Below are 23,437 nucleotides of genomic sequence, written 5' to 3'. Positions count from 1 at the left end.
GTCAATTCCCGTCGATGGCAACGCAAAGGAGTTGCTCAATACTTGAAATCTTTCGTGCAGTTTGCTCGTCCAGAAGTGGTGCGATCACCATTGCAGCTTTTACCTTGGTGCCGGACTTCTTTCTTCGGCAGAAGGCTGCTACGTCGTCATCTGTACGGGAGTTTTCCGGTCCGGTAGTAGCGCAATTCTTGCGATCGGCATTGGTAAAGAGATGGGAGGCTAAGATCGCTTCCCAAACAGTCTGCGCGCCGAGCGCTGATACGTATTCGGCTTCGAGATCGGGGTCGGAAATCCAGACCGAATGCGCGTTAAGGTCGAATTCGGTCACCCCGAGTGTATTTGCAGTATCGCTTTTGGCGTCATCGTCGATGAGGAGTGCAATTGGAATCTTGAACCCAGTCTCGCCGAATAGTTTCAAGACGGGGCCCATGTCTCCGCATCCACCGGTTTCGATTACCGATACACCGAGACGATCAAGCTCGCGACCGGTGAGCTCGCAGACCCGCTCGAGGATTATCCGGTCGGAGATCCCTTCCACTGCGATCACGGTGTTCGAGGTGAGTGGTTCGAGTTTGTCTCTCACCCACCACCGGACCGCCATGCGCTCATCGTCAGTCAAAAAGCCGGCGTCGGGCTGAACCACATTGCCCCCTGTTCGAATACTGACGATGCAATCTGGAGGGAATGCGCCGACTATATCCGCTGAATGAGTCGACAACACTTTCTGATTGCCACTGTTCTGGAGTAGTTTCGCGAGGCTCCGCTGGCTGGTGGGGTGGAGATGGATCTCGGGTTCGTCGATAGCGACAACATTTGCAGCGGCGCTAACAAGGTCGTACAGCGCGATTGCGTAAAGAGCCCGCGTACCGTCAGATTGTTCGACAAGACTCCTTGGCTGGCCGTCGTTCAGGATCATCAGGCGAACGTCGCTGAGCACATCGTTGTCGATACTGGCCCCGGGGGACAGCACTAGATCGTCTCGGTCCACGGTCTGCGGCAGAGCTTTTGATAGCTGGTTCGCTAAATTTAGACGCAACTCACGTAGGATTGCGGAGGATTCAAGCAGCGTTACCTGCTGTTTTGTCAGGCGATCAAAGCCGTCTTTTTCAATGCCGAGGTCGACCGCCTGGAGTATGTCGGTGATGGAACTATGGCGATCGTCGCGCAAGTCGCGCGAGTTAGCGGTCGCGCTTAGTAGCTTCCAACCCATGCTGGCGACTTGAGCTCGAGTGAGCTGACGTCCAGTTCCTGATGCCGGTGCGGTTCTCTGGATCGAGAGTGTCTCGGTATCGTCGACGGTGACTCGCAGCTGTACGATTAGGCTAATTTCGCCAGTTCTCGGATCGACGGTGGCTTCGTCGGGAAATAATGCCAACTCGTCGGCCGTGAGATCTACAACCGTCACACGTATCACTAGTGGCTGGTCCCGCGATCGAAAGTCTTCGAGGGATATGCGTTGGTACAGCTGCGCGGTGCTGCAACCCAGCAGGAGATCGACGCATCGTAGTAGCGATGATTTGCCAACGTCGTTGGGTCCAACTACCACGAGGTGGGCGCGTAGTCCTATATCGAAGTTGACCAAGCGTGAATGATTGCTCACAGCAAGTTGCTGTATACGCAATGGAATGAACCTCCTCATGAGACGCCTAAATCGACGATGTGGCTTCACTGCGGACCGTATCGCTTGCTGGGCCGTTCCAATGGGTGTGACACCCGGCGTCCGTGTGCCGAAACGTATGGAGTGTGGGTCTCTTCCAGTGAATTTCGGCCTGACATGGTGTTCGGTCAGCGCTGCTCAAATGAGGTTCAAGGCCAATAGGAGGCCAGCGTGAATACTCTGGGCGATCGCTAACCAAGAGTCGGTCTCGGCGCGATGCTGAGAAGACTCACGCCGCCGGTGTCTGGCAGTGTCTGTTTGCTTCGGTAGGGTTCACGGGGTGATATCGACCCCAGCTGTGAAGTCCGTGAATGCTCGTATCGCCGAAGAACTCAATGTTCGGGAAGAACAGGTGGCGGCAGCGGTAAAGCTGCTGGATGAGGGCTCGACGGTGCCATTCATCGCCCGGTACCGCAAAGAGGCCACCGGCAGTCTGGACGACATCCAGCTCCGTACCCTCGATGAACGCCTGCGGTACCTTCGTGAGCTCGACGAGCGACGCGCAGCAGTGCTGGCGTCGATCGAGGAGCAGGGCAAGCTCACCGACGAACTCAAGGCTGCGTTGAACGCTGCCGAGACCAAGTCGCGCGTCGAAGACATCTACCTGCCGTACAAGCCCAAGCGGCGCACCAAGGCGCAGATCGCTCGCGAGAACGGGCTGGCCCCGCTGGCCGAGCAGCTATTGACCGATCCGTCGCTGGTTCCGGAAGATGTCGCCACCAGGTTTGTGTCAGAGAATGTCGCGGATGCGGCAGCTGCGCTGGAGGGCGCGCGCCACATCCTGATCGAGCAGGTCTCAGAAGATGCCGAGCTTGTCGGCGCGGTGCGGGAGAAGTTCTGGAAGGAGGGGTCGCTGCGGACCGCTGCCAAGTCGGAGTCGGTGGCGAATACCCCTGCGGCACAGAAGTTCCGCGACTACTTCGAGTACGGCGAGCCCCTCGACAAGATGCCGTCGCACCGGGTGCTTGCTGTCATGCGCGGTGAGAAGGAAGAAATGCTGTCGCTGACACTCGACGGCGGTGAAGACGACGGCTACCAGGCGATGGCGGCCGCGTCGCTGGGTGTGGACGTCGCGAACTCCGGCCCGGCAACGCCATGGCTCATCGGAACCGCTCGTCTGGCCTGGCGCACCAAGCTGATGATCACCGCAATGGTGGACGCCCGCGTCCGGTTGCGTCGCGCCGCCGAAGAAGACGCGGTGGCGGTGTTTGCCCGCAACCTCGGCGACCTGCTCCTGGCCGCACCCGCCGGTGCTCGCACGACCCTGGGCCTGGACCCCGGATTCCGGTCCGGTGTGAAGGTGGCGGTGGTCGACGGCACCGGCAAGGTCCTCGACACCTGCGCGATCTTCCCGCACCAGCCGCAGAACCAGTGGGACAAGTCCAAGGCGACACTGGCCGCGCTGGTGGCCCGGCATGGCGTCGAACTGATCGCGGTTGGCAACGGCACCGCCTCTCGCGAGACCGACGCGCTGGCCGGTGAGCTGATCGCCGAGATCGGCAAGGCCACCAGCAAGGCCCCGGCCAAGGCGATGGTGAGCGAGGCCGGCGCCTCGGTGTACTCGGCCTCCGAATACGCTTCAAATGAGTTCCCCGACATGGACGTCTCACTGCGTGGCGCGGTATCCATCGCCCGGCGTCTGCAAGACCCGCTGGCCGAGCTCGTGAAGATCGAGCCGAAGTCGATCGGTGTCGGGCAGTACCAGCACGACATCACCCCGGGCATCCTCGCCCGCAGCCTCAACGCGGTCGTCGAAGACGCCGTGAACGCCGTCGGTGTCGATCTCAACACCGCATCGGTACCGCTGCTCTCGCGGGTGTCCGGCGTGACAAATACGTTGGCGGAATCCATTGTGGCTCACCGTGATGCGACCGGACCGTTCCAGAGTCGCAAGGCATTGCTCAAGGTTCCGCGTCTGGGACCCAAGGCTTTTGAGCAGTGTGCCGGCTTCCTTCGGATCCGTGAGGGCGACGACCCGCTCGATGCGTCGGGTGTGCATCCCGAGGCGTACCCCGTGGTCCGCAAGATCCTTGATCGATCCGGTGTCACCCTCGCGGAACTGATCGGCAATGAGCGGGCACTGCGCGCGCTGCGTCCGGCAGAGTTCGCCGACGACCGGTTCGGCGTCCCGACGGTCACCGACATCCTCGCCGAACTCGAAAAGCCCGGCCGTGACCCGCGTCCGGCGTTCACCACCGCAACATTCGCAGCCGGCGTCGAGAAGGTCGCCGACCTCAAGCCCGGCATGGTGCTCGAAGGCGTTGTGACCAACGTGGCCGCCTTCGGTGCCTTCGTCGACGTGGGCGTCCACCAGGACGGACTGGTTCACGTTTCCGCGATGGCCGACAAGTTCATCTCCGACCCGCACGAAGTGGTCAAGTCGGGACAGGTTGTCCGCGTCAAGGTGATGGAGGTCGATGTCGACCGGCAGCGGATCGGGTTGTCGCTACGCCTGAACGACGAGCCCGGTGCCGGTAAGGCCAAGCCCGAGCGCGGCAGCAATCAGGGTGGTGGCAATCAGGGCGGCGGAAACCAGGGCGGTGCCAATCAGGGTGGTCAGCGCCGTGGGCCGCGCCCCGATCAGCGAGGGAATCCCAAGCGCGACAACAACTCCGGTCGGAAGTCCGCCACCCCGGTGCCGGCGAACGGTTCACTCGCCCAGGCTCTTCGCGACGCGGGGTTCGGGAACAAGTAACAGCCCTCGCCGGGTCTACTCGGGCAGCGATCCGCCGGGTTCCAGCTCGGTCGCAGGCAATCCGGTCTCGGTGGCGAGCTGTACGAACTCGCCACCGGGACCGAAGAACCGCTCGGGCCGGACCCTGCCCATCCCGACCGGCCACAACGTGCCGAAGTGAATGGGCACCACATGACGGGCCGAGATGATCTCCGCAGCGCGCACCGCGCGTGATGGATCCATATGTCCGGCACCCAACGTCGGCCCCCACCCGCCGACCGGAAGCAAGGCCAGATCGATGTCGGACACCCAGTCGGCCAGAGCCGGATAGAGATCGGTGTCGCCGGCAAAATAGGTGCGGTTGTCGCCGGTGATCACGTACCCCAACGCCGGAGTGGTCTGCGGTCCGCGACGCCACCTGCGGCCGTCGTGGTCGGCGGGCACCGCCTGGATCGACAATTCGCCGATCGACACGGCGTCGCCCGGTCGCACCTCGATCAGCCGGTCACCGACATCGCGTAGCGCGGGCAGCGAATCGGGAGCGCCCGACGGCACCACGATCGGCACGTCCTCCGACAGGAGCCGAAGCGACGGTAGATGCGTGTGATCGGCGTGCAGGTGTGACAACAGGACGACGTCTGGATTCTGAACCGCGGGGCCCGAGGGGACAGGGCCTCGTCGGCGGCGTAGATGTCCGACCCGCGAGGTGAGAACCGGATCGGTCATCACGGTGGTGCCGCGGTCTTCGATCACTGTGCTCGCGTGCCCGAGCCAGCGCAGCGCCACGCCGACACGGTCCTCGTCGTCTGCGCCCGGCGTCGCCCCCACACGCACTACGATCCCAGAGATCAGGCGAAAGGGATGCCCTATGCGCACCACAGCCCGGCTGGTCGGCCTTCTCATCGAGTTCGTCGTGCTGTGGCTGTCGTCTGCGGTGGCGATCCTGCTGCTGGATGCGGTCTTCGACGGAATATCGCTGGAATCGGTGAACATCGGGATCCCGGCGTTGTCCAAGTTGCCGTCGGCGTTGGTGGTGGCGCTCGTCTTCGGTGTGCTCAGCGCCGTGCTGTGGCCTCTGTTCGTCCGGCTGATGTCGTGGGTCGGGCCCGCGGTGCTCTTCCTGTTGGTCTTCTTCGCCAGTGGCGCAATCATGTTGTTGACGCTGAACATCGTCCCGGTCGCCTCGGTCGAAAGAGCTTGGGACGCAGTGTTCATGGCGACGTTACTGTCACTGTTCACCTCCGTTGTCGGTGGCGCGATCGCGTCTCACTCGAATACTGCCTATCGGCTGATGCAGGTGCGCAGGCAGAGACTTCGTCGCAATCACCCGCCCGTTTCCAGCGAACCCGGACTGCTGTGTATTCAGATCGACGGCCTCGGCCACGATGTGCTGCGTCGTGCCATCGCGGACGGTGTCACCCCTGGGCTGGCTGCGATGGTCAGACAGACGCACAGCCTGATCCCGTGGCACACCGATTGGAGCAGCCAGACGGGGGCAAGCCAGCTCGGTATCTTGCACGGTTCGAACCACAACGTGCCCGCATTTCGCTGGTACGACAAGAGCAACGGCAAGATCGACGTCTTCAGCAATCCGCGCGACAACGAGGACCGCGAACTCGAACGCGCCGACCACCCCGGCCTTTTGGCGGTTGACGGCGCCAGTCGCGGCAACCTGTTCACCGGAGGTGCGGAAGACAATGTCCTTGTCGTGAGCCGGATGCGCGGGGCACGGCTCGGCGGTGGTGCAGGTTACTCGTCGTATTTCGTCGATCCTTCAAGTGCGTTGCGCACGCTGATCCGGATGGTCGCCGAGGTGCAACGGGAGTTGCGGCAGTCGTGGCATCAGCGCCGCGCCGACATCCGGCCGCGTGTACCCCGCGGCGGTGTCTATCCGCTCGTGCGGGCGTTCACCACGGTGCTGGCCACGGATGTCACTGTGGCAGCGGTTGTCCGCGACCTGATCCAAGGTCGGAGCATCATCTATGCGGACCTCATCGGCTACGACGAGGTGTCACACCACTCGGGGATCTCGCGACCCGAAACGCTGAAGGTGCTGACCAAGGTCGATGAGGAGATCCGGATGCTCGTCGCCGTACTGGAGCACGCGGATCGGCCGTACAACGTCGCCATCCTGTCCGATCATGGACAGAGTCAGGGTGCGACATTCATGCAGCGCTACGGAGTGAGCCTGGAACAGCTTGTCCTGCGACTGTGTGGTGAATCGGCTGAAGTCAGCACATCTGGCGACCAGCAAATCGGAGCCGAAGGCGTCGAGTACGCCGCGGCCAGCGTGCGCTCACCGAAAACGCCCGAGCCGCCGGTTCCGGACCATGGGAGACCGGTGGTACTCGGATCGGGCAATCTCGGATTGATCAGCTTCCCGGCGATATCCGGGCGAGCCGACATGGACGCCATCGAGGCCGCCTACCCGGGACTTCTCGATGCGCTGCGTGCACACCCCGGTATCGGATTTCTTCTTGTTGCCCGGGCATCGGGCGGCTCTGTTGTCCTCGGTGCCGATGGCACGGTGGATGTCGCCTGCGGCAGCGTCCAGGGGATCGACCCACTGGTGGATTTCGGCCCGGACGCACTCGAAAAGATCCGCCGGACCGACACATTCGAGAACGTTGCCGACATCATGGTCGGGGGAGCGTACTGGCCCGAGACCGATGAGGTCGCCGCGTTCGAGGAGCAGGTGGGCTCACACGGCGGGATGGGTGGCCCACAGAGCACGCCATTTCTGCTGTGCCCCAGCGTGTTGCCCGCGCCGCCCGACAACCTGCACGGTGCCGAGGCGGTTCATGCGGTGCTCGCCGGCTGGCGGGACCAGGAAGATACCCGGCGGTGACGAGAACTACTCGGGTTCAGCCTGTTTGGGCGGCACCACGCTCAACGAGGGGCCGCCGCCGGAGCGTTTTGAGTTGCAGTGCGGGAGGTACGTAGGCCTGGTCGAGCGTGCCGATATCGGTGCCCGGCGGGACGATCTCGTCGATGCGGTCGAGGATGTCGTCGGAGAGCGTCACCTCGAGGCCGGCGAGAAGATCGTCGAGTTGCGTCATGGTGCGTGCTCCGATCAGCGCGCTGGTGACGCCGGGGTGGGCGATCGCGAACGCCATCGCGAGATGCGTCATCGGCAGGCCTGCCTCGGCGGACAGCGGTATGAGCGCTTCGACGGCGTCGAGGCGACGTTCATCGCTGAAGGCTTTGAAGAAACTCGCGCGGACCAGGTCGGACTGTTGGCCCTTGCGGGCGCGACCGGTGAGCATTCCTTGCCCGAGCGGACCCCAGACGAGCACGCCCATTCCGAAGCGTTGAGCTGTCGGCAGTACCTCGGCTTCGATGCCGCGGTTGAGGATCGAGTACGGCGGCTGTTCGGTGCGCAGCCGCTCGAGTCCTCTGTGTTCGGCCACCCATTGAGCGTCGATGATGTTGGAGACGGGCGTATTCGACGAACCGATCGCCCGGACCTTACCGCTGCGGACCAGGTCGGTCAGTGCCGACAGGGTTTCCTCGATGTCGGTCTGCGGGTCGAGGCGATGGATCTGATACAGGTCGATGTAGTCGGTCTGCAACCGGCGCAGGGATTCCTCCACCGCGGTGATGATCCAACGTCGGGACGTTCCCTGCCGGTTTGGATCCTCGCCCATCGGTCGACCGAATTTGGTTGCCAGGACGACGTTTTCGCGACGCCCCTTGAGTGCTTTGCCGACGACCACCTCGGATGCGCCCTGCGGGGGTAACGAGTAGGCGTCCGCGGTGTCGATGAAGTTGATGCCGGCGTCGAGTGCCTTGTGGATGATGCGAACCGAGTCGTCGTGGTCGGGATTGCCCATCGATGCGCCGAGCATCAATGTGCCGAGAGCGTAGGGGCTGACCTTGATGCCGGTCGGCCGAGGGTGCGGTACTGCATGGGATGCCTCCGATGGAGTGGATGTGATGGCGATCCGTGCTTCGGGCGGTAGGCTTACACCCATAACCGGAAAGCTCTTCCACAACTATATGGAATAGCTTTCCGGTATGGCAACACCTAAGCGGAATATCTTTCCGAAATAGCTGAAGGGGGTGAGGACCATGGACACCGTGGAGTCGGACGAATCGCCGCAGCAGCCTCGTCGCAAGCGGGCCGATGCGCAGCGCAATGTCGATGCCCTGCTCGACGCCGCGAAGACTGTCTTCGCGCGCTCGGGGGTGGACGCGCCCGCCAAGGAGATCACCGACCTGGCCGGCGTTGGCGTCGGGACGCTGTACCGGCACTTTCCGCGACGCGCCGACCTCGTCGCGGCGGTGCTGGAACATGGGATAGACGCCTGCGTCGACGCTGCGGTGGCACTCCGAGACGCATATGAGCCGACCGAGGCGCTCGCCAAGTGGGTACATCGGTACACCGAGTTCGTCGGGACCAAGCGCGGGCTCGCCTCGGCGCTGCACTCGGGTGATCCGGCATTCGACTCGCTGCCGGACTACTTCATGCAGCGTCTCGAACCGGTTGTCACATCCTTGCTCGATGCCGCGGGCGGGGAGGTCCGTTCTGATGTCAACGCGACGACCGTGCTGCATGCCGTTGCCCTGCTGTGCCAACCGGTTCCCGGCGAGGACCTTGCGTACAACCAGCGCATGGTCGCCGTATTCGTGGATGGATTGCGTCCGACCGCCGATAGTCTGTCTTCCCAGAGAGACTAATTCGTAGCAACGGGAGGGCGGCGGCATGGCGCTTTCGGTGGATCAGAACGTACATGCGGTCAAGGACTGCCCGATGGGGATCGGGGCGGCACTGCCCGCGCTGGCCGAACCTGCTCATGTTCGCAGTTCAATCGACAGCGTCGGAACACAATTGCGTGATCAGGCGCCTTTTGTTGTCGGCGGCTCGGGTATTGGTGCGGCCGTGGGTGCGGCGACGGGTCTCGGGATGGGTCGGGGTCTGTTGTTCGGCGCGACGACTGGTGCCCTGCTCGGGGTGCGCATAGGTCGCGTCCGTCTGCGCTCGGCAGTGGGATCAGGTGCGGTGCCTGCCGTGTCGCCCGTCGCGACCGAGACGTTGCGGGTCATGGAGTTCAACGTGCACGGCGGGATGGGTGCACCCGGAAAGTTCTTCGCCACTGCGGCCAAACTCGATCTCCTCGCCGAGACGATCAAACAGGAACGACCCGACATCGTCTTGCTCCAGGAACTCGACAACTATGCGGTGCGGTCGAATTTCGTCGACACCCTGGGCGCGCTCGTCAAGCGTTTGCGGCCCACCGGGGCCGTGATGACGGCGGCGATCGACAAGGTCACCGGGCGACGGGAAGGCACCGGCGTCATGACGTTCAACGGTGCCACGATCACCGATGCGCGAGGTCTGCGAATAGGCGATGCGCTCGGCGACAACACCGGCCGACGGTTCCGGGCAACCGCAGATGCCTGGGCCGCGGTGGTGAGCACCAAGCTGGGCCAGACCTGGCTACCGTTCGGGGGTATGAAGGAATACCAGCCGAGGGTGGCCACCGATGCGATGGTGCGCACCGTTGGCGGCAACAGCATCAGGGTGCTGTCGGGGCATTTCAGTCCACCGCAACATGGGATCGACGAGCCGAAACGGCAAGTCGATCCGGTGGTGGCAACGATCGGAACATGGCAGGGGCCAACGATATTCGGTGCCGACTTCAACATTCGTGATGGATCACCCGAGTTCACAAGAGAGCAGGAGATATTCGCTGCGGCGGGACTGGCCGAATCGACTGCCGGGGCACCATCCAACAGCGATCGGGTATACGCGTCGGCCCACTTCTCGGCCGCGGATCCTCGCAAGTTGGTGACCCCGGAGAGTGTGACGCGAGCAAGTGATCACTATCCGGTTGTGGTCGAGCTGACCCTCCGGGCCGACTGACCGAGAAAATCCGCTCCATATACAACGATCCGCTCCACCTGCAGCGCACTGCAAGTGGAGCGGATCGTGTTATGTGGAGCGGATCGAAGGGGTTACCTGGATCAGGTCAGCTGACGTTCAGTTCCAGCTCACCGTCGTTGACCTCCACCGAGACCTTGCCGCCGTCGATGAGGACCTCGTCGAGCAGCAGATCGGCGATGCGATCGTCGACCTCCCGCTGGATCGAACGCCGCAGCGGGCGCGCACCGAACTCGGGCTGATGCCCGCGCTCGGCAATCCAATCAACTGCAGCATCGGTGAAGTCGATCTCGATGCCCTTGGCGCCGAGCCGTTTCCGGCTGTCCTCCAACAACAGATCGGTGATCTCGTGCAGCTGTTCGTCGTCGAGCTTGCGGAAGATGACGATCTCATCGATCCGGTTGAGGAACTCCGGCCGCATCGATTCCCGCAACCGACTCATGATCCGGTCGCGAATCGGCTTGTCCGAGGCCACGGTGTCGCCGGTCGTGAATCCGAGTCCACCGGACTTGCTCGAGATGATGTCCGACCCGAGGTTGCTGGTCATGATCAGCACGGTGTTCTTGAAGTCGACGGTGCGGCCCTGACTGTCGGTCAGGCGTCCGTCGTCGAGAACCTGGAGCAACGTGTTGAAGATGTCCGGGTGGGCCTTCTCGATCTCGTCGAGCAGGATCACCGAATACGGATTTCGACGGACCTGCTCGGTGAGCTGCCCGGCCTCGCCGTATCCGACGTAGCCCGGAGGTGCCCCGATGAGCCGGCTGACGGTGTGACGCTCGCCGTACTCGCTCATGTCCAGCCGAAGCATCTTCGACTCGTCTCCGAACAGCGAGGCGGACAACGCCTTTGCCAGCTCGGTCTTGCCGACGCCGGTGGGTCCCAGGAACAGGAAGCTGCCGACCGGACGATCGGGATCACTCATTCCCGTCCGGTTCCGACGCACCGCCCGGGCGATCGCCTTGACGGCGTCGTCCTGCCCGACGACCCGCTCGTGCAGTTCGTCTTCGAGCCGGCGGAGCCGTTCTTTCTCCTGCTCGGTCATCTGAGCTGCCGGAATTCCGGTGGCCCGCGACACCACATCCGCGATGTCCTCGGCGGTCACGTCGAGTACGACCGCCGGTTTGTCGCTGCCGTCCTCGAGTCGCGACTTGAGCCGGGCGGTCTGGTCTCGGAGCGCAGACGCCTTCTCGTAGTCTTCGTCCGCCACCGCCTTTTCTTTCGCGGATTCGAGTGCAGCGAGCTGCTTGCGAATCGCCTCGCTGTCACCGCTCGGTGTGGTCAGCTGCATGCGAGCACCGGCCTGGTCGATCAGGTCGATTGCCTTGTCCGGCAGGAACCGATCGCCGATGTAGCGGGCAGACAACTCGACCGCGGCCGTGATCGCCTCGTCGGAGTAGCGCACACCGTGGTGCTCCTCGTACCGGCCACGCAGACCGGTGAGGATCTCGATGGCATCGGCGATGCTGGGTTCGGGAACCGTCACGGGCTGGAACCGGCGTTCGAGCGCCGGATCCTTCTCGATGTTCTTCCGGTACTCGTCGAGTGTGGTGGCACCGACGATGTGCAGTTCACCGCGAGCCAGCTTGGGCTTGAGGATGTTTCCGGCATCCATCGAACCGTCGGCTCCGGCACCTGCGCCTGCGATGGTGTGAACCTCGTCGATGAAGACGATCAATTCGTCGGAGTGCGCGACGATCTCGTCGATCACGCCGTTGAGTCGTTCCTCGAAGTCGCCGCGGTACCGCGTACCCGACACCATGCTCGAGAGATCGAGCTGGACGATCCGTTTGCCGACCAACCGGTCGGGGACATCGCCGTCCACGATCCGCTGGGCGAGACCTTCGACGATCGCGGTCTTGCCGACACCGGCCTCGCCGACCAGCACCGGGTTGTTCTTGGTGCGCCGAGACAGGATCTCGATGGTCTGCTGGATTTCCTCGGCGCGTCCGATCACCGGATCAACGCCGCCCGAGCGCGCGCGTTCGGTCAGGTCGAAACCGTATTTGTCGAGACCTGGGGTGGCGCTGTCAGAGGTTTCGGTCGCTGCTGAACCGCCCTGTACGGCGGCCTGCAGGCGCTCGGGTGTGACCCCGGCAGATGCCAACAGTCGTCCCGCTGCGCGATCCTGATCCCCGGCGAGTGCCAGGAACAGGTGCTCCGGGTCGATGAAGGCCGAACCAAATGCCTGGGCAAGTTGATGGGCCTCGAAGACGGCGGTCCTCACCGCGGCGCTCAGGGTGGTGGTGCCGATACCGGTCGCGGGACCGTGGTTGGGCAAACCCTTGTCGACGGCGGCGATGACGGTCGCAGGTGCAGCGCCCGCACGTTCCATGAAGTTGCGGATCGGTTCCTGGTCGGCCATGACCCGCAGGATGTGAAGGGCGTCGAGCTCAGAGTCGCCGCGACCTGCGGCAAACTTGGCCGCGTCTGCAACGAGGGCCTGGGTGGATTTGCTCATCAATCGGCTGATGTCGATGCGGCGCGGGCCTTCGGGCCCGAAGAATGCTGCCATTCGGAAGCCTCCCTTAAAGAGTTGAGTGCATACGACTCAATTAACATGAGCGTGGTCCAATCAATTCCCGTACGCCGGTGCCATTCGGCTGAACGACATGATGTGCGTCACAGCCCGCTTAAACTTCGAGGAACGTGCATCGCTGTCGAGGGGGCTCGTCATGGCCGGAGTTGCAGTACCCGTTCCGGGGTGGTTCTCGCCCATCAATCAGGACTGTGGGGTCGCGGTCGGTGATGTCGACGGCGACGGCACAGACGACGTCGTCGTGTTGTTGGTCGACAACCCGCCAGGCCAGAATGGGGCCTCCTATCGAGTCGGTCATGCGGTCGCCGGTGATGGCACCGCGGCCAACTGGAGTCCTTGGCATGCGATCCCGGATTGGTTCGGCTGGGAGAATCAGGGCGCGTCCATCGCGCTCGCGGACCTCGACGGCTCGGGACAACTGGATTTGGTTGTACTGGTCGTCGACAATCCGGCCGGGCAGAACCAGGGATACCTGAAAATCGGGAGGAACCTCGCGGACGATGGCGCGGTGACCGGCGCCTGGACCGGATGGCAGCAGATCCCGGACTGGTTCGGTTGGGAGAACCAGGGCGCGGACATTGCGCTGACCACGCTCGACGGGGCACACGCGATCGTGGTGCTCGTCGTCGACAACCCGAACGGTCAGAACAGCGGTCAGTTCCGGGTCGGGGGAGGCTTGCGTGCGGACGGCACCCTCGACGGCGGCTGGGGCGACTGGATCGGGGTACCTGATTGGTACGGCTGGGAAAACCAGGGCGCCGGCCTCGCGGTGGCCGATCTCGACGGCGACGGTCGTCCGGAGTTGATCGTGCTGGCAGTCGACAACCCGAACGGGCCCAATACCGGGCAGGTCACTGTCGGTTGGGGTTTGACCGCCTCCGGGCACTGCGTCGATGGATGGAGTGTGTGGGATGAGCTGCCGGGCTGGGGTTTCGACGACAACCAGGGTGCATCCCTGGCGTTGTTGCCACATCCGGGAGCACGGCCGGAGCTGGCCGTGCTCACCGTCGCCGGACCTACGGGTACCGGGTCGTTGCGGATCGCCCCGCTGGTCCTGGACATCGACGAGGGTCACCACCACGGCGCGTGGCGGATCCTGGACTTCGGCACCGAGATCAACCCGGTGCACGCGGCCTTGCTGAACACCGGAGACGTCCTCTTCTTCGCCGGTTCCGGCAACGACGAGATCGCCCATGCCGCACACGCATTCCGCACCAGGCTGTGGCACTACCCGGCCCCGGATCTCGATGCGCCGGGCACCCCGATCGATCTGTTCTGCGCTGGGCAATGCGCGCTTCCGGACGGCCGGATCCTCGCTGCGGGTGGCACCGACCGCTACGACCCGTTCTATGGACTGACCGACGCGCTGATATTCGATCCGGCGGCCGGGCAGTGGGTGCGGACGGCCGATATGGAGTTCGGACGGTGGTACCCGGCGCTGGTGACCCTGCCGGATGGACGCGCACTCGCGGTGTCCGGCCTCGGAGACAACCAACTGTCGGTGATTCCCGAGGTCTACGACCCGGCGGCCGGCACGTGGTCGAAGTTGCCGAACCCGGGGCCGATACCCATGTACGCGAATCTGGTGGTGCTCATCGGCGGCAAGATCTTCTATACCGGTGCTCAATACGGCGGCAACAACGGGATGCGGCCGAGTGTGTGGGATCCGGCAACCGGGCATGTCACAGAGGTGCAGGGTTTGATGGACCCAGGCTTGCGCAACCAGGCGTCAAGCGTCCTGCTGCCGCCGGCCCAGGATCAAAAGGTGATGATCGTCGGTGGCGGCGGATTCGATATGCACAGTCCCGCACCAGCTCTGGCCGATACGCGCATTGCGGATCTATCGGAGGCGGAGCCGAAGTACATCGCCGGACCGCCGCTCATGCATGCCCGGATGCACGTCTGTGCGGTGTTGTTGCCCGACCGGTCGGTACTCGCGACGGGCGGTTCGGGGATGGAGGAGATGGCACACGACGCGCCGCCTTTTGCCGAACTCTTGAAGTCTGGAGCGGGTGTCTGGGAGCACACGGCCACCTCGCGGGTTCCACGGCTGTACCACTCGGTGGCCTTGCTGGCACCGGACGGGAAAGTCATCACGGCGGGGTCGAATCCGCAGCGCCGCACCGTGGAGACGCGTATCGAGATGTTCTTGCCGCCGTATCTCTTCCACGCCGAGCGGCCCTCATTCGATCTCGCGGTCGATCATGTCGACTACGGGGACACGCTCACCGTGACAGTGCAGGGACAACGGGCACCCCGCGAATTCTCGCTGATGCGACCGGGGGCGACCACGCACTCGTCAGACAACGAACAACGCCTCGTCGACATCCCGTTCACCGGCGCGGCCACCGCGACTCTGCACTTGCCGAGTGATCCATCGCTCGTTCCGCCGGGCTGGTATCTGTTGTACGTGGTTGACACCCACGGTGTTCCGTCGATCGGGAGGTGGCTGAAGATCTCCTGACCGCCTCAGTCGGCTGCTTGTTGAACGCCGGCTTGTTGAAGTATTGATTCGGCCTGATCGACCCAGTAGGCGACATGCGCATCGCCGGTGGCCAGTGCGGCGTTGACATCCCCGGTGGTCGCCAACACGTCCGCCGTTGTGTTCGCGGTCTCGGTCGCTCCGAGCAGCAGTAGTTCCGGCGCCTGGAACAGCACAGCGGATGCCGCTTCGATACCGTCGACCGCGGCGGCTTGCTGCTCGGTGGTGACGATGGCCGTCGATGGCGGGTTCGGCGTGATCGGTTGATTGAGAGCATCGAGTACACGGGTGCGTCCGGTGTCGATGTCTTGTCCGCCTGCGATCTTCATCGATTCGACAACCGCGACGGTGAGCGCGTTCTGCGCCCGGGGGAGTACCAGTGTCAGATCGTTCACGATGATTCCCGTCATCGCCGAATGTGCCGGTTCGGTCACCCAATGTGCCGCAATACCAGTCGATGTCGGCCCCGACCCGGTGGTCGCATACGCCGCGGCGAAGACTCCGGGCGATTGGAAAGCAGCGATCGGCACGGTGGTCACCCCCTGGATGAGGTACGGGCAGATGAGACTGCAATACAGTGACTGATTGCGGATCACCGTTGCCGGTATCTCGCCGGTGACTACCGCGGCCGGCCGGACCCGATGCGATACCGAGTCAGCGGACCCGGGGTTGTCGGGCGACGTGGCGCCGAACACGAGGGCCCCGACGGCTGTGGCCGAGGCAATGAGACCAGTAAATGCACGAACAGTCGGGTGCAATGTCCGACCCCCGATGAGTTGACGGCGGATGACGGTATCCACTGAAATCTACGCTCGTCGTCGCACCATCACCCATGGATCACGCGGATGAGGACGAATCGAAGAACCGATTGCCGTTTTTGTGCCTGTCGATCGGATCGTGCAGCGCTCAGGGTCCGATAGCGTGTTCGTTGAGGCTCCGCCGCCACATGTGAAAGAGGTCGAGTATGAACGAAACTGATTCCACCCTGGACGTGCTCGCCGCCGAGCGCCTGGATCTGGCCCGCGACGACGCTCGCGGACGGAGCGCCGACATACTTGTGCACGACGGTCCGCTCAGACAGAGTTTGGTGGCCATGATTGCTGGTTCCGAACTCCGAGAACATAATTCACCGCCTGCAGCCAGCCTGCTGGTCCTTCGTGGGTCGCTCAGGGTCTCGAGTGGGGAAGGGGACGTTGTTGTCGGTGCCGGCGAACTTCGTGGACTGCCGCATCACCGACACAGCGTCAAGGCAATCGATGACACCGTCTTCATCCTGACCGCGGTCACCGGCACCGGTGAACCCTCTCGTCGTTGATCCGCGGTCGCGGATATATCGGCGACCTCGATAACACTTAGCCCTTGCGCTTACTGTTCGATTCTTGATAGTTTGCCTTATGGCTCAGTATCAACAGGATTTGAACGGCGTATTTCAAGCCCTTGCCGACCCGACCCGTCGGGCGGTGCTGGGGCGACTGGGTCAGGGGCCGGCCAGTATCACCGAGCTGGCCAAGCCGTTCGACATGGCGCTGCCGTCATTCATGAAGCACATCCGCCTGCTCGAGAGCAGTGGCTGGATTCGTACGCACAAGGCCGGACGGGTGAGAACCTGCGCGCTCGAGAAGAAACAGTTCACAGTCGCCGAAAGCTGGCTGGCGGAGCAACGCGCGGTCTGGGAAGGCCGCACCGACCGACTCGAACAATTTGTCATGTCGAATCAGAGCGGCATTTCCGATCAAACAGACACGTCCGACGACAAAGAGGAGACCACACCATGACCACCACCGATTCTGCCCTCGACCTCACCGTGTCCCGAATCATCAAGGCACCGCGCGACGCCGTGTGGTCGGCATGGACCGACCCCGCAAAATTTGCGCAATGGTGGCTGCCGGCGCCCGCCACCTGCAAGGTTGTGCAGATGGATTTGCGTCCGGGCGGCGCGTTCGAAACCGAGATGAGCGAGGATGGCGTCGACTTCTCGCCACATATCAACGGCTGTTTTCTCGCGGTCGACAACCTCGAGCGCATTGTGTTCACCACCGCGCTGGTCACTGGGTGGCGGCCGGCGCGTGACCCCTTCATCACCGCGGTCATCACCTTCGCGGATCATCCAGAGGGCACCGAGTATGTGGCCACTGCGATGCACAAGGATGGCGCGGATCGAGAGATGCACGACTCGATGGGCTTTCACGACGGATGGGGGACCGTTACGCGGCAACTCGCAGAACTCGTCGAGCGTGGGGCCTGACGACTCAACAGGTGCTCAGGGGTAGGCGACATCGATTCCAAGGTAGTGCTCACTCGTCCCCCTCGATGATCTGAAAGACTGGCGTCGATGTCTTTGTCGGCAGCGCAACAGCATTCGAAAACGCTGTTGCCCAATCGTCAGGGAGATTCGCTTCGATACCCTGCCTGCGACCGCGGGATTTCAGCTCCTTCATCAGTAGCCCGCCGCTGAAACCGAAGAAGGTCTGGGCAGTCAGAATTGTCAGGATCCTTGAGTCGTCCGGTCGTCGCGGAACATGTTTTGACTGTCGTCGGACGATGTCGAACACCGTTGGTTGCGCGGCGCTGTTCCATTGATCCCAGCGCAACCCACCCCAGTGCACGCAGTGCGCGACGAACACGATGACCGGTACGTCGGGCCAGTTCGTGATGACCTGCTCGGGCACCGCGGCCGCGCCGCTGGCGCCTTTCATGGCTTTCCATTCGGCTTCCATCCACTGACGACGCATTTCGGGGTCATTCGCGGTGTCGAGGAATGCCTTGATCAATCCGGTGTCCTGCGACAGCAGGGTGAGGGCAGCGTCGCCGGACTTCACCATTTTACTCGTCGGGTCGACGACATACCAGGTATTCGACTCAAAACTCACGCCCGCTTTGCGGAGGGCGTCGGTGACTTCGGGTCCCTCTTTGGCGAGGTTGTCCATGACCTTGCGCAGCAGGCCCGGTGCGGCAAATCCCGGACCGAAGCTGAACTTCGCCGAGTCCCAGGTGTTGATCGAGGCCTGAGAACCCTCGCCGACCCCGAGTTCGTGCCAGATCGCCTGGTTCACCGCCTGGCGTTTTGCCGAGTCGGATGCCAGTCCGGAGGGTTTGTCGCCGGCATGGCTGGGGCCGACGTAGATGTAGCCGCCGGGGACTCTGTCGGCCGGGCGGGGTTTCACGGTGCGAAGCAGGTAGTTCCCGGTCAGCAATCGATTTCGTCGGATCGCGTCGTACAGGGCGTCGATGTATCTCGGATCGTCACGTGGATCGGAGCGCGCTGAGTCGGAGTTCGGTACGCCGGTCGATCCTGTCGAGGCTCTGGGACCGATGATGGTCGGCCAGTTCGCGGCGTCGTGCATCGCCCGGAACTCGAGTGCTTGATCAACCGGAACGCCGCCGGTTCCGGGCGCTCGACCTTCCACCACATCGACGGCCGCCGCCAACCGCGGGTCCTGCTTGATCCGTGGGATGGCGACGATGGCAGCCCATGCGGCGGGGTCGAGTTTGAGTACCCGCATGGTGTCGACCATGCCTCTGACCCAAAGCATTCCGAGCGAGATGGCGAGCCTGTCCGTGTCACCGCGGAGCAGTAGATCGCGCATGGCGACAGACATGCTGACCGGATCGCCGGTCCACGGGACGTGTCCGAGCGGAGCCTTTGATTGCAACCCCGAACTCTGGTCGTCGCGCTGCAGAAAAGTCTGGACGGCCCGGTTGCCTGCGTGGCGTTGCAGGTTTGCGAGATGTCGGCCGGCGGTCGGTGATGCCCGCTCCGGTGATGCCCGCTGTGGTGAAGCCGGATGTGCGGCAGAGGTACTGGCCACCTTGTCGTCGGTCGCCGCTCGGTGCGATCCCATATCTCGAGTCAATCCTGCGAATCGCGTATTCGAGAATCGTTCGCAGTCAGCCTTCAGGGCACAGAGTATGGCGCCAAAGGGCATCCGATCGCGTGGCCACTCAATCTCGGACGCTGCGCGGGCCGAGGACCTGTGCACCGAGTGCGATCACCCGGGTTCGCAATTCGCGGTCGGCGGTGACCACGGCGCAGGGCCGGTCTGATTGGGCGGCAACGAGTTCGACGATCTGATCGTCGCCCGATCCTGGTGCGTTCACCACTTCCACGGTCGGTGACGATTCGATGCCGCGGGCCTGTCCTTCGACCACGAGGACGACTTGTGGGTGGTCGGCGCCGGTGAATCCATGCTCGCCGAGTCCGCGCTCGGCAAGATCTGCCAGGCTGTCGCGAAGTCGCTCCGTCGCGGCTTTTCGATCGCGCCACCACCCGTCGGGTTTGGATCCCACCACGTTGGCGGCGTCGATCACGATGATCGGTCGCTGGTCCACGTTGTTGTTCTCCGGCATCGGACCATTGTGGGCGCATGTTCGTCGTCCGGGCCAGTTGTGCGCCGCGGCGGTCGTCTTCGCTGGCTAGGATCAGGGGATGCGATTCGGAATGTTTGTTCCCCAGGGTTGGCGTTTGGATCTGGTCGGTATCGACCCCTCAGAGCAATGGGCGGTGATGCGCGACCTCGCGGTACGCGCCGACCAGGGCGATTGGGATTCGCTATGGGTCTATGACCACTTCCACACCGTTCCGGCTCCCACCGAGGAGGCGACGCACGAGGCGTGGACGCTGATGGCGGCTTTTGCCGCATCGACCTCGCGGATCCGGCTCGGTCAGATGTGCACGGCGATGAGCTACCGCAATCCGGCATACCTGGCCAAGGTGGCGGCCACCACCGATCTCATCTCCGGTGGCCGTGTGGAAATGGGTATCGGCGGCGGCTGGTACGAACACGAATGGCGCGCGTACGGCTACGGATTCCCTTCGGCCGGAGAGCGTTTGGGTCGCCTCGATGAGGGCGTGCAGATCATGACGCAGGCGTGGACCACCGGGTCGGCCACGCTCGACGGCAAGCACTATCAGGTTGATGGCGCCATCTGTCGCCCACTTCCGTTGCAGGACGGCGGTATTCCGCTGTGGATCGCCGGTGGTGGCGAGAAGGTGACGTTGAAGATCGCTGCCAAGTACGCGCAGTACACCAACTTCGACGGCACCCCGGAAGGGTTTGCGCACAAATCGGCCATTCTGCGCACGCACTGCGACAACGTCGGAACCGACTTCGACGCGATCGTGCGTTCGGCCAACTACAACATCGCAATCGGTAGCACCGAGGCCGAGGTGCAGCAACGATTGGACACTCTGGTCGAGCGCCTGACCCCGTACGTCGGCCCCGAGAAGGCCGAAGCGTCGCTGGGTGCGTTCCGTGACATGCCGGGTGTCGGCACGCCCGAACAGATCATCGAAAAGCTGGGCGCGCTCAAAGACCAGGGCCTGGCGTACGGCATCTGCTACTTCCCGGAAGCCGCCTACGATCTCTCGGGCATCGAACTCTTCGAAAAGGAAGTGGTCCCCGCGCTCCGGTAGTCCCGCCGACCGACAGCGGCTAGGCGTCGGGGGTTCCGGTGCCGAGATAGAAAGCGGTGGTACGCATCTCGGCGGCGCGAGCAATCTCCTCCGGGGTCCCCGATGCGATCGAGGCGTCGGCCCAACGCCGGCTGCTGTCGGACAGGAACGCCTGGGCCTGCTCGGTCTGCGCCCAGCCGGTGTCCTGGGCGGGTGCAGCGCCGCTGTTGGCGAGATGGTGTGCCAGGCCGAGCAGGCCCAGGTCCCATCCGATACCGACGGCGCCTGGGCCGAACGCCTGCCACCGAAGGGGTTCGACGTCGGCGCTGTGCTCGAGGACAAGCCGCGAGCTGTCTGTGTTCAATGATTCGAGGCGGACGGACAGCTCGCTGATCTCGCCGCCGAACTCCCAACTGACGGTGAAGCCCCGCGGTGCCTCGCAGCTCTTGATGGTGCCGCCGGCGTTCCCCTCGATCTGGTAGGTGCCACCCAGACGTAAATCACCACTGACCGGGGCGAACCACCGCGCCAGACGCTCGGGGCTGGTGCAGGCATCCCACAGGTCATCGATTCCGGTGGCGTAATCCTGCCGCAGTGACGCGACCGTCCGGACCGCCGATCCGTTGTCGGTGGTGCTGACGGTGCGCGTCACGGCGTCGATCTGTCCCTGCGCGGTGGTGGCGAGATCCGGGTCCGTCATGTCTGCTCCCTCGATGTTGGTGCGATCGTGTCCATTCTCCGTTGTGGGCGCAGGCGGCCACAAATGTGGTCGAGCACGCAGTTTCTCTGTGAGAATGTTCCGGGTGATCGATTTCAATCCCGACCGGCATCGCTACGGGGACGCCGACGCTCCGGTTCGCATCGTCGAATACGGAGACTTCCAATGCCCGGGTTGCAAGATGCTGGCACCCATTCTCAAACAGTTGGTCGATGAGTCCGACGGCCGTATCTGCTTGGTGTTCCGGCATTTTCCGGTGTTCGAGGTGCACCCCTTCGCCCTGACTGCGGCTCTTGCCGCGGAAGCCTCGGGTAGCCGTTTCTGGGAGATGCACGAACAGCTCTACGCCCACCAGAACCATCTCGACGACGACAGTCTGTCCGAGTACGCCGCTCGCGCGGGTGTTGCCGGTGCGGTAACCGGTCTGCAGGCGCAGCAGTACAAGGCGGGCGTCTCAGCTGACTACACGCGCGGAATCGACGAAGGCGTCCGCGCGACACCTGCGCTGTTCATCAACGGTTCCCGGTACGAGGGGGACTTCGATCTCGACGCCCTTCGTGCGGCAACAGCCGACCACTGATGGGTCGGACTCTGGGGCCGGGTCAGCGGAGCGTGGGTTCGAGCCACGGACCGTCGGGAAGACTCGGCGGATTGTCGACGTCGTCGACGCTGCACAGCGGAAGTCGCTCACCGAGATAGCGGAGCAGGAGCGACCCGAGGATTGCGGCGATGGCGGAGCCCGCGAGGACGCCGATCTTGGCGTCCTGCCGCAGCACGGGGTCGGTGAAGGCGAGATCGGTGATGAACAGCGAGATCGTGAATCCGATGCCGGCCAGCACTGCTCCGCCGATCAGATGTCCGTACCGCACCTGGCCTGGTAGGCGCCCCCAGCCCAGTTTGAGTGCGATGCCGGCGGCCACCGAGATACCCACGCCGTTGCCCACCACCAGCGCCACGATGATGCCGATGGTCACCGACGATGAGGCGGCTGCGGAGATTGCGTCCGCGTTGAGCAATACTCCGGCGTTCGCCAGTCCGAACAGCGGCACCACCACCAGCGCGCTCACCGGGTGCAGGGCGTCTTGCAACCGTTCGTTGGCAGGGACGGTGGCCCGCAGCGCTGTTGCGGCCAGTCTGGCCCGCCGCGCGTCGACCCGCTGTAATGCCAGCCGTCCATAGACCCGGACGCGGACCTGCTGTTCGGGTTCGACCGCGGCCGTCGGGATCAGGACACCCAGGATGACTCCGGCCAGCGTGGGATGAAGCCCCGACTCGTAGACCGCCGCCCACAGCACGATCCCCACCAAGATGTACGGGCGCAACATCCAGACACCGGCCCACCGCATCAAAGCCAGCGCGGCGACCGCCACGACGACCACGGCCAGTGCGACGAACGAGACGTCATCGGTGTAGAACACCGCCAACACCGTGATGGCACCGATGTCGTCGACGATGGCCAGCGTGAGCAGGAAGAGCCGGATCTGATCGGGACAACGCGGACCGAACAGTGCGAGGATTCCGAGTAGGAACGCGGTATCCGTGGAGATCGGGATACCCCAGCCGGCCGCCGCCGGGCCGGTCGGCTGGAAGGCCAGATAGATCAATGCCGGGAGAATCAGCCCGCCGAGCGCACCGAGCACCGGGATGATGACGGTGCTGCGATCACGGAGATCGCCGACGGTCACCTCGCGGCTGATCTCCAGACCGACAACCAGGAAGAAGATCGCCATCGCCGCATCGTTGATGATGTGTTGCAGATCCAGCTCTGTGGACCAGCTACCCACTTGCAGCACGACTTCGGTGTGCCAGAACGTGAAGTAGCTTTCGCCGGGCACGTTGGCCCACACCAGTGCGAGGAGGGTGGCGGCGAGCAGAAGCCCCGCGCTACCTGACTCCTTGGACAGAAACTGCAGCGTGCGGGGAGAGATCGGACGCCGCGTCGAGTTCAGCCGTGTGGTCGGACCCGGACCGATCGGCAGTGCCTTGGTCTCGTGGTTGTCGCTGGGCATGGTGGATATTGTGCGCCAGTGGATCGACTTGTACCGGCTACGGCCCCCCGAAACGCTTACTGTGGAACACCTACTGTGACCAGAG

The 23,437-nt window shown here is 63.6% G+C and carries 18 protein-coding genes and 1 pseudogene; 10 read left to right on the top strand and 9 right to left on the bottom strand.

Features of this window, described 5'->3' with window-relative positions:
* Position 1: 1 nt before the first annotated feature.
* Positions 2–1,639 carry an ATP-dependent nuclease gene (locus AC1TPF_RS20200; protein WP_482145095.1) on the bottom strand — a complete coding sequence of 546 codons (1,638 nt, stop codon included), beginning with the start codon at positions 1,637–1,639 and terminating at the stop codon, positions 2–4.
* Between the two features lie 316 nt (positions 1,640–1,955).
* Here AC1TPF_RS20200 and AC1TPF_RS20195 point away from each other — a divergent pair, with 316 nt between their 5' ends.
* Positions 1,956–4,352: a Tex family protein gene (locus tag AC1TPF_RS20195; protein ID WP_482145094.1), complete on the top strand. Its 2,397-nt coding sequence runs from the start codon at positions 1,956–1,958 to the stop codon at positions 4,350–4,352.
* Positions 4,353–4,367: 15 nt separating this feature from the next.
* Here AC1TPF_RS20195 and AC1TPF_RS20190 read toward each other — a convergent pair whose 3' ends face one another.
* Positions 4,368–5,159, bottom strand: coding sequence for an MBL fold metallo-hydrolase (locus tag AC1TPF_RS20190; protein ID WP_482145093.1), 792 nt, complete (start codon positions 5,157–5,159; stop codon positions 4,368–4,370).
* 40 nt (positions 5,160–5,199) lie between these two features.
* Between AC1TPF_RS20190 and AC1TPF_RS20185 the strand changes: the two genes are divergently transcribed.
* Positions 5,200–7,179, top strand: a complete 1,980-nt coding sequence (locus AC1TPF_RS20185; RefSeq protein WP_482145092.1) for a phage holin family protein — start codon at positions 5,200–5,202, stop codon at positions 7,177–7,179.
* Between the two features lie 16 nt (positions 7,180–7,195).
* On the opposite strand, the pseudogene AC1TPF_RS20180 reads toward AC1TPF_RS20185, so the two are convergent.
* A pseudogene (locus AC1TPF_RS20180) lies at positions 7,196–8,241 on the bottom strand (aldo/keto reductase).
* A 161-nt stretch (positions 8,242–8,402) separates the two neighbouring features.
* Here AC1TPF_RS20180 and AC1TPF_RS20175 point away from each other — a divergent pair.
* Positions 8,403–9,011 (top strand): TetR/AcrR family transcriptional regulator, encoded by a 609-nt coding sequence (locus AC1TPF_RS20175; protein WP_482145091.1) that lies wholly within the window; start codon positions 8,403–8,405, stop codon positions 9,009–9,011.
* 25 nt (positions 9,012–9,036) lie between these two features.
* Positions 9,037–10,197, top strand: coding sequence for an endonuclease/exonuclease/phosphatase family protein (locus AC1TPF_RS20170; protein WP_482145090.1), 1,161 nt, complete (start codon positions 9,037–9,039; stop codon positions 10,195–10,197).
* Positions 10,198–10,303: 106 nt separating this feature from the next.
* On the opposite strand, the gene AC1TPF_RS20165 is transcribed toward AC1TPF_RS20170, so the two are convergent.
* On the bottom strand, positions 10,304–12,727 hold the full coding sequence (locus tag AC1TPF_RS20165; protein ID WP_482139765.1) for an ATP-dependent Clp protease ATP-binding subunit: 2,424 nt from the start codon (positions 12,725–12,727) through the stop codon (positions 10,304–10,306).
* 160 nt (positions 12,728–12,887) lie between these two features.
* Between AC1TPF_RS20165 and AC1TPF_RS20160 the strand changes: the two genes are divergently transcribed.
* Complete coding sequence (locus AC1TPF_RS20160; RefSeq protein ID WP_482139763.1) at positions 12,888–15,215, top strand: galactose oxidase-like domain-containing protein; 2,328 nt, start codon at positions 12,888–12,890, stop codon at positions 15,213–15,215.
* Positions 15,216–15,220: 5 nt separating this feature from the next.
* On the opposite strand, the gene AC1TPF_RS20155 is transcribed toward AC1TPF_RS20160, so the two are convergent.
* Complete coding sequence (locus AC1TPF_RS20155; RefSeq protein WP_482139761.1) at positions 15,221–16,033, bottom strand: hypothetical protein; 813 nt, start codon at positions 16,031–16,033, stop codon at positions 15,221–15,223.
* A gap of 164 nt (positions 16,034–16,197) precedes the next feature.
* On the opposite strand from AC1TPF_RS20155, the gene AC1TPF_RS20150 reads away from it, so the two are divergent.
* From AC1TPF_RS20150 to AC1TPF_RS20140, 3 genes are all read left to right on the top strand, one after another.
* The gene (locus tag AC1TPF_RS20150) at positions 16,198–16,548 is read left to right on the top strand and encodes a cupin domain-containing protein (RefSeq protein WP_482139760.1); all 351 of its coding nucleotides are present in this window, start codon (positions 16,198–16,200) and stop codon (positions 16,546–16,548) included.
* 79 nt (positions 16,549–16,627) lie between these two features.
* The gene (locus AC1TPF_RS20145; protein WP_482139759.1) at positions 16,628–17,008 is read left to right on the top strand and encodes an ArsR/SmtB family transcription factor; all 381 of its coding nucleotides are present in this window, start codon (positions 16,628–16,630) and stop codon (positions 17,006–17,008) included.
* Complete coding sequence (locus AC1TPF_RS20140) at positions 17,005–17,478, top strand: SRPBCC family protein (protein WP_482139757.1); 474 nt, start codon at positions 17,005–17,007, stop codon at positions 17,476–17,478. The genes AC1TPF_RS20145 and AC1TPF_RS20140 overlap by 4 nt, the downstream gene beginning before the upstream one ends.
* A 49-nt stretch (positions 17,479–17,527) precedes the next feature.
* Here AC1TPF_RS20140 and AC1TPF_RS20135 read toward each other — a convergent pair whose 3' ends face one another.
* Positions 17,528–19,075, bottom strand: coding sequence for a hypothetical protein (locus tag AC1TPF_RS20135; protein ID WP_482145089.1), 1,548 nt, complete (start codon positions 19,073–19,075; stop codon positions 17,528–17,530).
* A 100-nt stretch (positions 19,076–19,175) separates the two neighbouring features.
* Complete coding sequence (locus AC1TPF_RS20130; RefSeq protein ID WP_482139754.1) at positions 19,176–19,580, bottom strand: NTP pyrophosphohydrolase; 405 nt, start codon at positions 19,578–19,580, stop codon at positions 19,176–19,178.
* A gap of 79 nt (positions 19,581–19,659) precedes the next feature.
* Here AC1TPF_RS20130 and AC1TPF_RS20125 point away from each other — a divergent pair, with 79 nt between their 5' ends.
* Positions 19,660–20,646 (top strand): LLM class F420-dependent oxidoreductase, encoded by a 987-nt coding sequence (locus tag AC1TPF_RS20125; protein ID WP_482139752.1) that lies wholly within the window; start codon positions 19,660–19,662, stop codon positions 20,644–20,646.
* 19 nt (positions 20,647–20,665) lie between these two features.
* On the opposite strand, the gene AC1TPF_RS20120 is transcribed toward AC1TPF_RS20125, so the two are convergent.
* The gene (locus AC1TPF_RS20120; protein ID WP_482145088.1) at positions 20,666–21,325 is read right to left on the bottom strand and encodes an SRPBCC domain-containing protein; all 660 of its coding nucleotides are present in this window, start codon (positions 21,323–21,325) and stop codon (positions 20,666–20,668) included.
* 103 nt (positions 21,326–21,428) lie between these two features.
* Here AC1TPF_RS20120 and AC1TPF_RS20115 point away from each other — a divergent pair, with 103 nt between their 5' ends.
* Positions 21,429–21,923, top strand: coding sequence for a DsbA family protein (locus tag AC1TPF_RS20115; protein WP_482145087.1), 495 nt, complete (start codon positions 21,429–21,431; stop codon positions 21,921–21,923).
* Between the two features lie 22 nt (positions 21,924–21,945).
* Here AC1TPF_RS20115 and nhaA read toward each other — a convergent pair whose 3' ends face one another.
* Entirely contained in the window at positions 21,946–23,352 is a 1,407-nt protein-coding gene (nhaA, locus tag AC1TPF_RS20110) for a Na+/H+ antiporter NhaA (protein ID WP_482139748.1), read from the bottom strand.
* Positions 23,353–23,437: the final 85 nt, after the last annotated feature.

Source organism: Williamsia sp. Y853 (assembly GCF_056786495.1).
This window is presented reverse-complemented; position numbering and strand designations above follow the sequence as displayed.

Bases quoted from the DNA above. Each gene is read 5' to 3' on its own strand.
- AC1TPF_RS20200 (WP_482145095.1), bottom strand. From the start codon at position 1,639: ATGAGGAGGTTCATTCCATTGCGTATACAGCAACTTGCTGTGAGCAAT.
- AC1TPF_RS20185 (WP_482145092.1), top strand. From the start codon at position 5,200: ATGCGCACCACAGCCCGGCTGGTCGGCCTTCTCATCGAGTTCGTCGTG.
- AC1TPF_RS20175 (WP_482145091.1), top strand. From the start codon at position 8,403: ATGGACACCGTGGAGTCGGACGAATCGCCGCAGCAGCCTCGTCGCAAG.
- AC1TPF_RS20170 (WP_482145090.1), top strand. From the start codon at position 9,037: ATGGCGCTTTCGGTGGATCAGAACGTACATGCGGTCAAGGACTGCCCG.
- AC1TPF_RS20165 (WP_482139765.1), bottom strand. From the start codon at position 12,727: ATGGCAGCATTCTTCGGGCCCGAAGGCCCGCGCCGCATCGACATCAGC.
- AC1TPF_RS20160 (WP_482139763.1), top strand. From the start codon at position 12,888: ATGGCCGGAGTTGCAGTACCCGTTCCGGGGTGGTTCTCGCCCATCAAT.
- AC1TPF_RS20150 (WP_482139760.1), top strand. From the start codon at position 16,198: ATGAACGAAACTGATTCCACCCTGGACGTGCTCGCCGCCGAGCGCCTG.
- AC1TPF_RS20145 (WP_482139759.1), top strand. From the start codon at position 16,628: ATGGCTCAGTATCAACAGGATTTGAACGGCGTATTTCAAGCCCTTGCC.
- AC1TPF_RS20140 (WP_482139757.1), top strand. From the start codon at position 17,005: ATGACCACCACCGATTCTGCCCTCGACCTCACCGTGTCCCGAATCATC.
- AC1TPF_RS20135 (WP_482145089.1), bottom strand. From the start codon at position 19,075: ATGGGATCGCACCGAGCGGCGACCGACGACAAGGTGGCCAGTACCTCT.
- AC1TPF_RS20130 (WP_482139754.1), bottom strand. From the start codon at position 19,580: ATGCCGGAGAACAACAACGTGGACCAGCGACCGATCATCGTGATCGAC.
- AC1TPF_RS20125 (WP_482139752.1), top strand. From the start codon at position 19,660: ATGCGATTCGGAATGTTTGTTCCCCAGGGTTGGCGTTTGGATCTGGTC.
- AC1TPF_RS20120 (WP_482145088.1), bottom strand. From the start codon at position 21,325: ATGACGGACCCGGATCTCGCCACCACCGCGCAGGGACAGATCGACGCC.
- nhaA (WP_482139748.1), bottom strand. From the start codon at position 23,352: ATGCCCAGCGACAACCACGAGACCAAGGCACTGCCGATCGGTCCGGGT.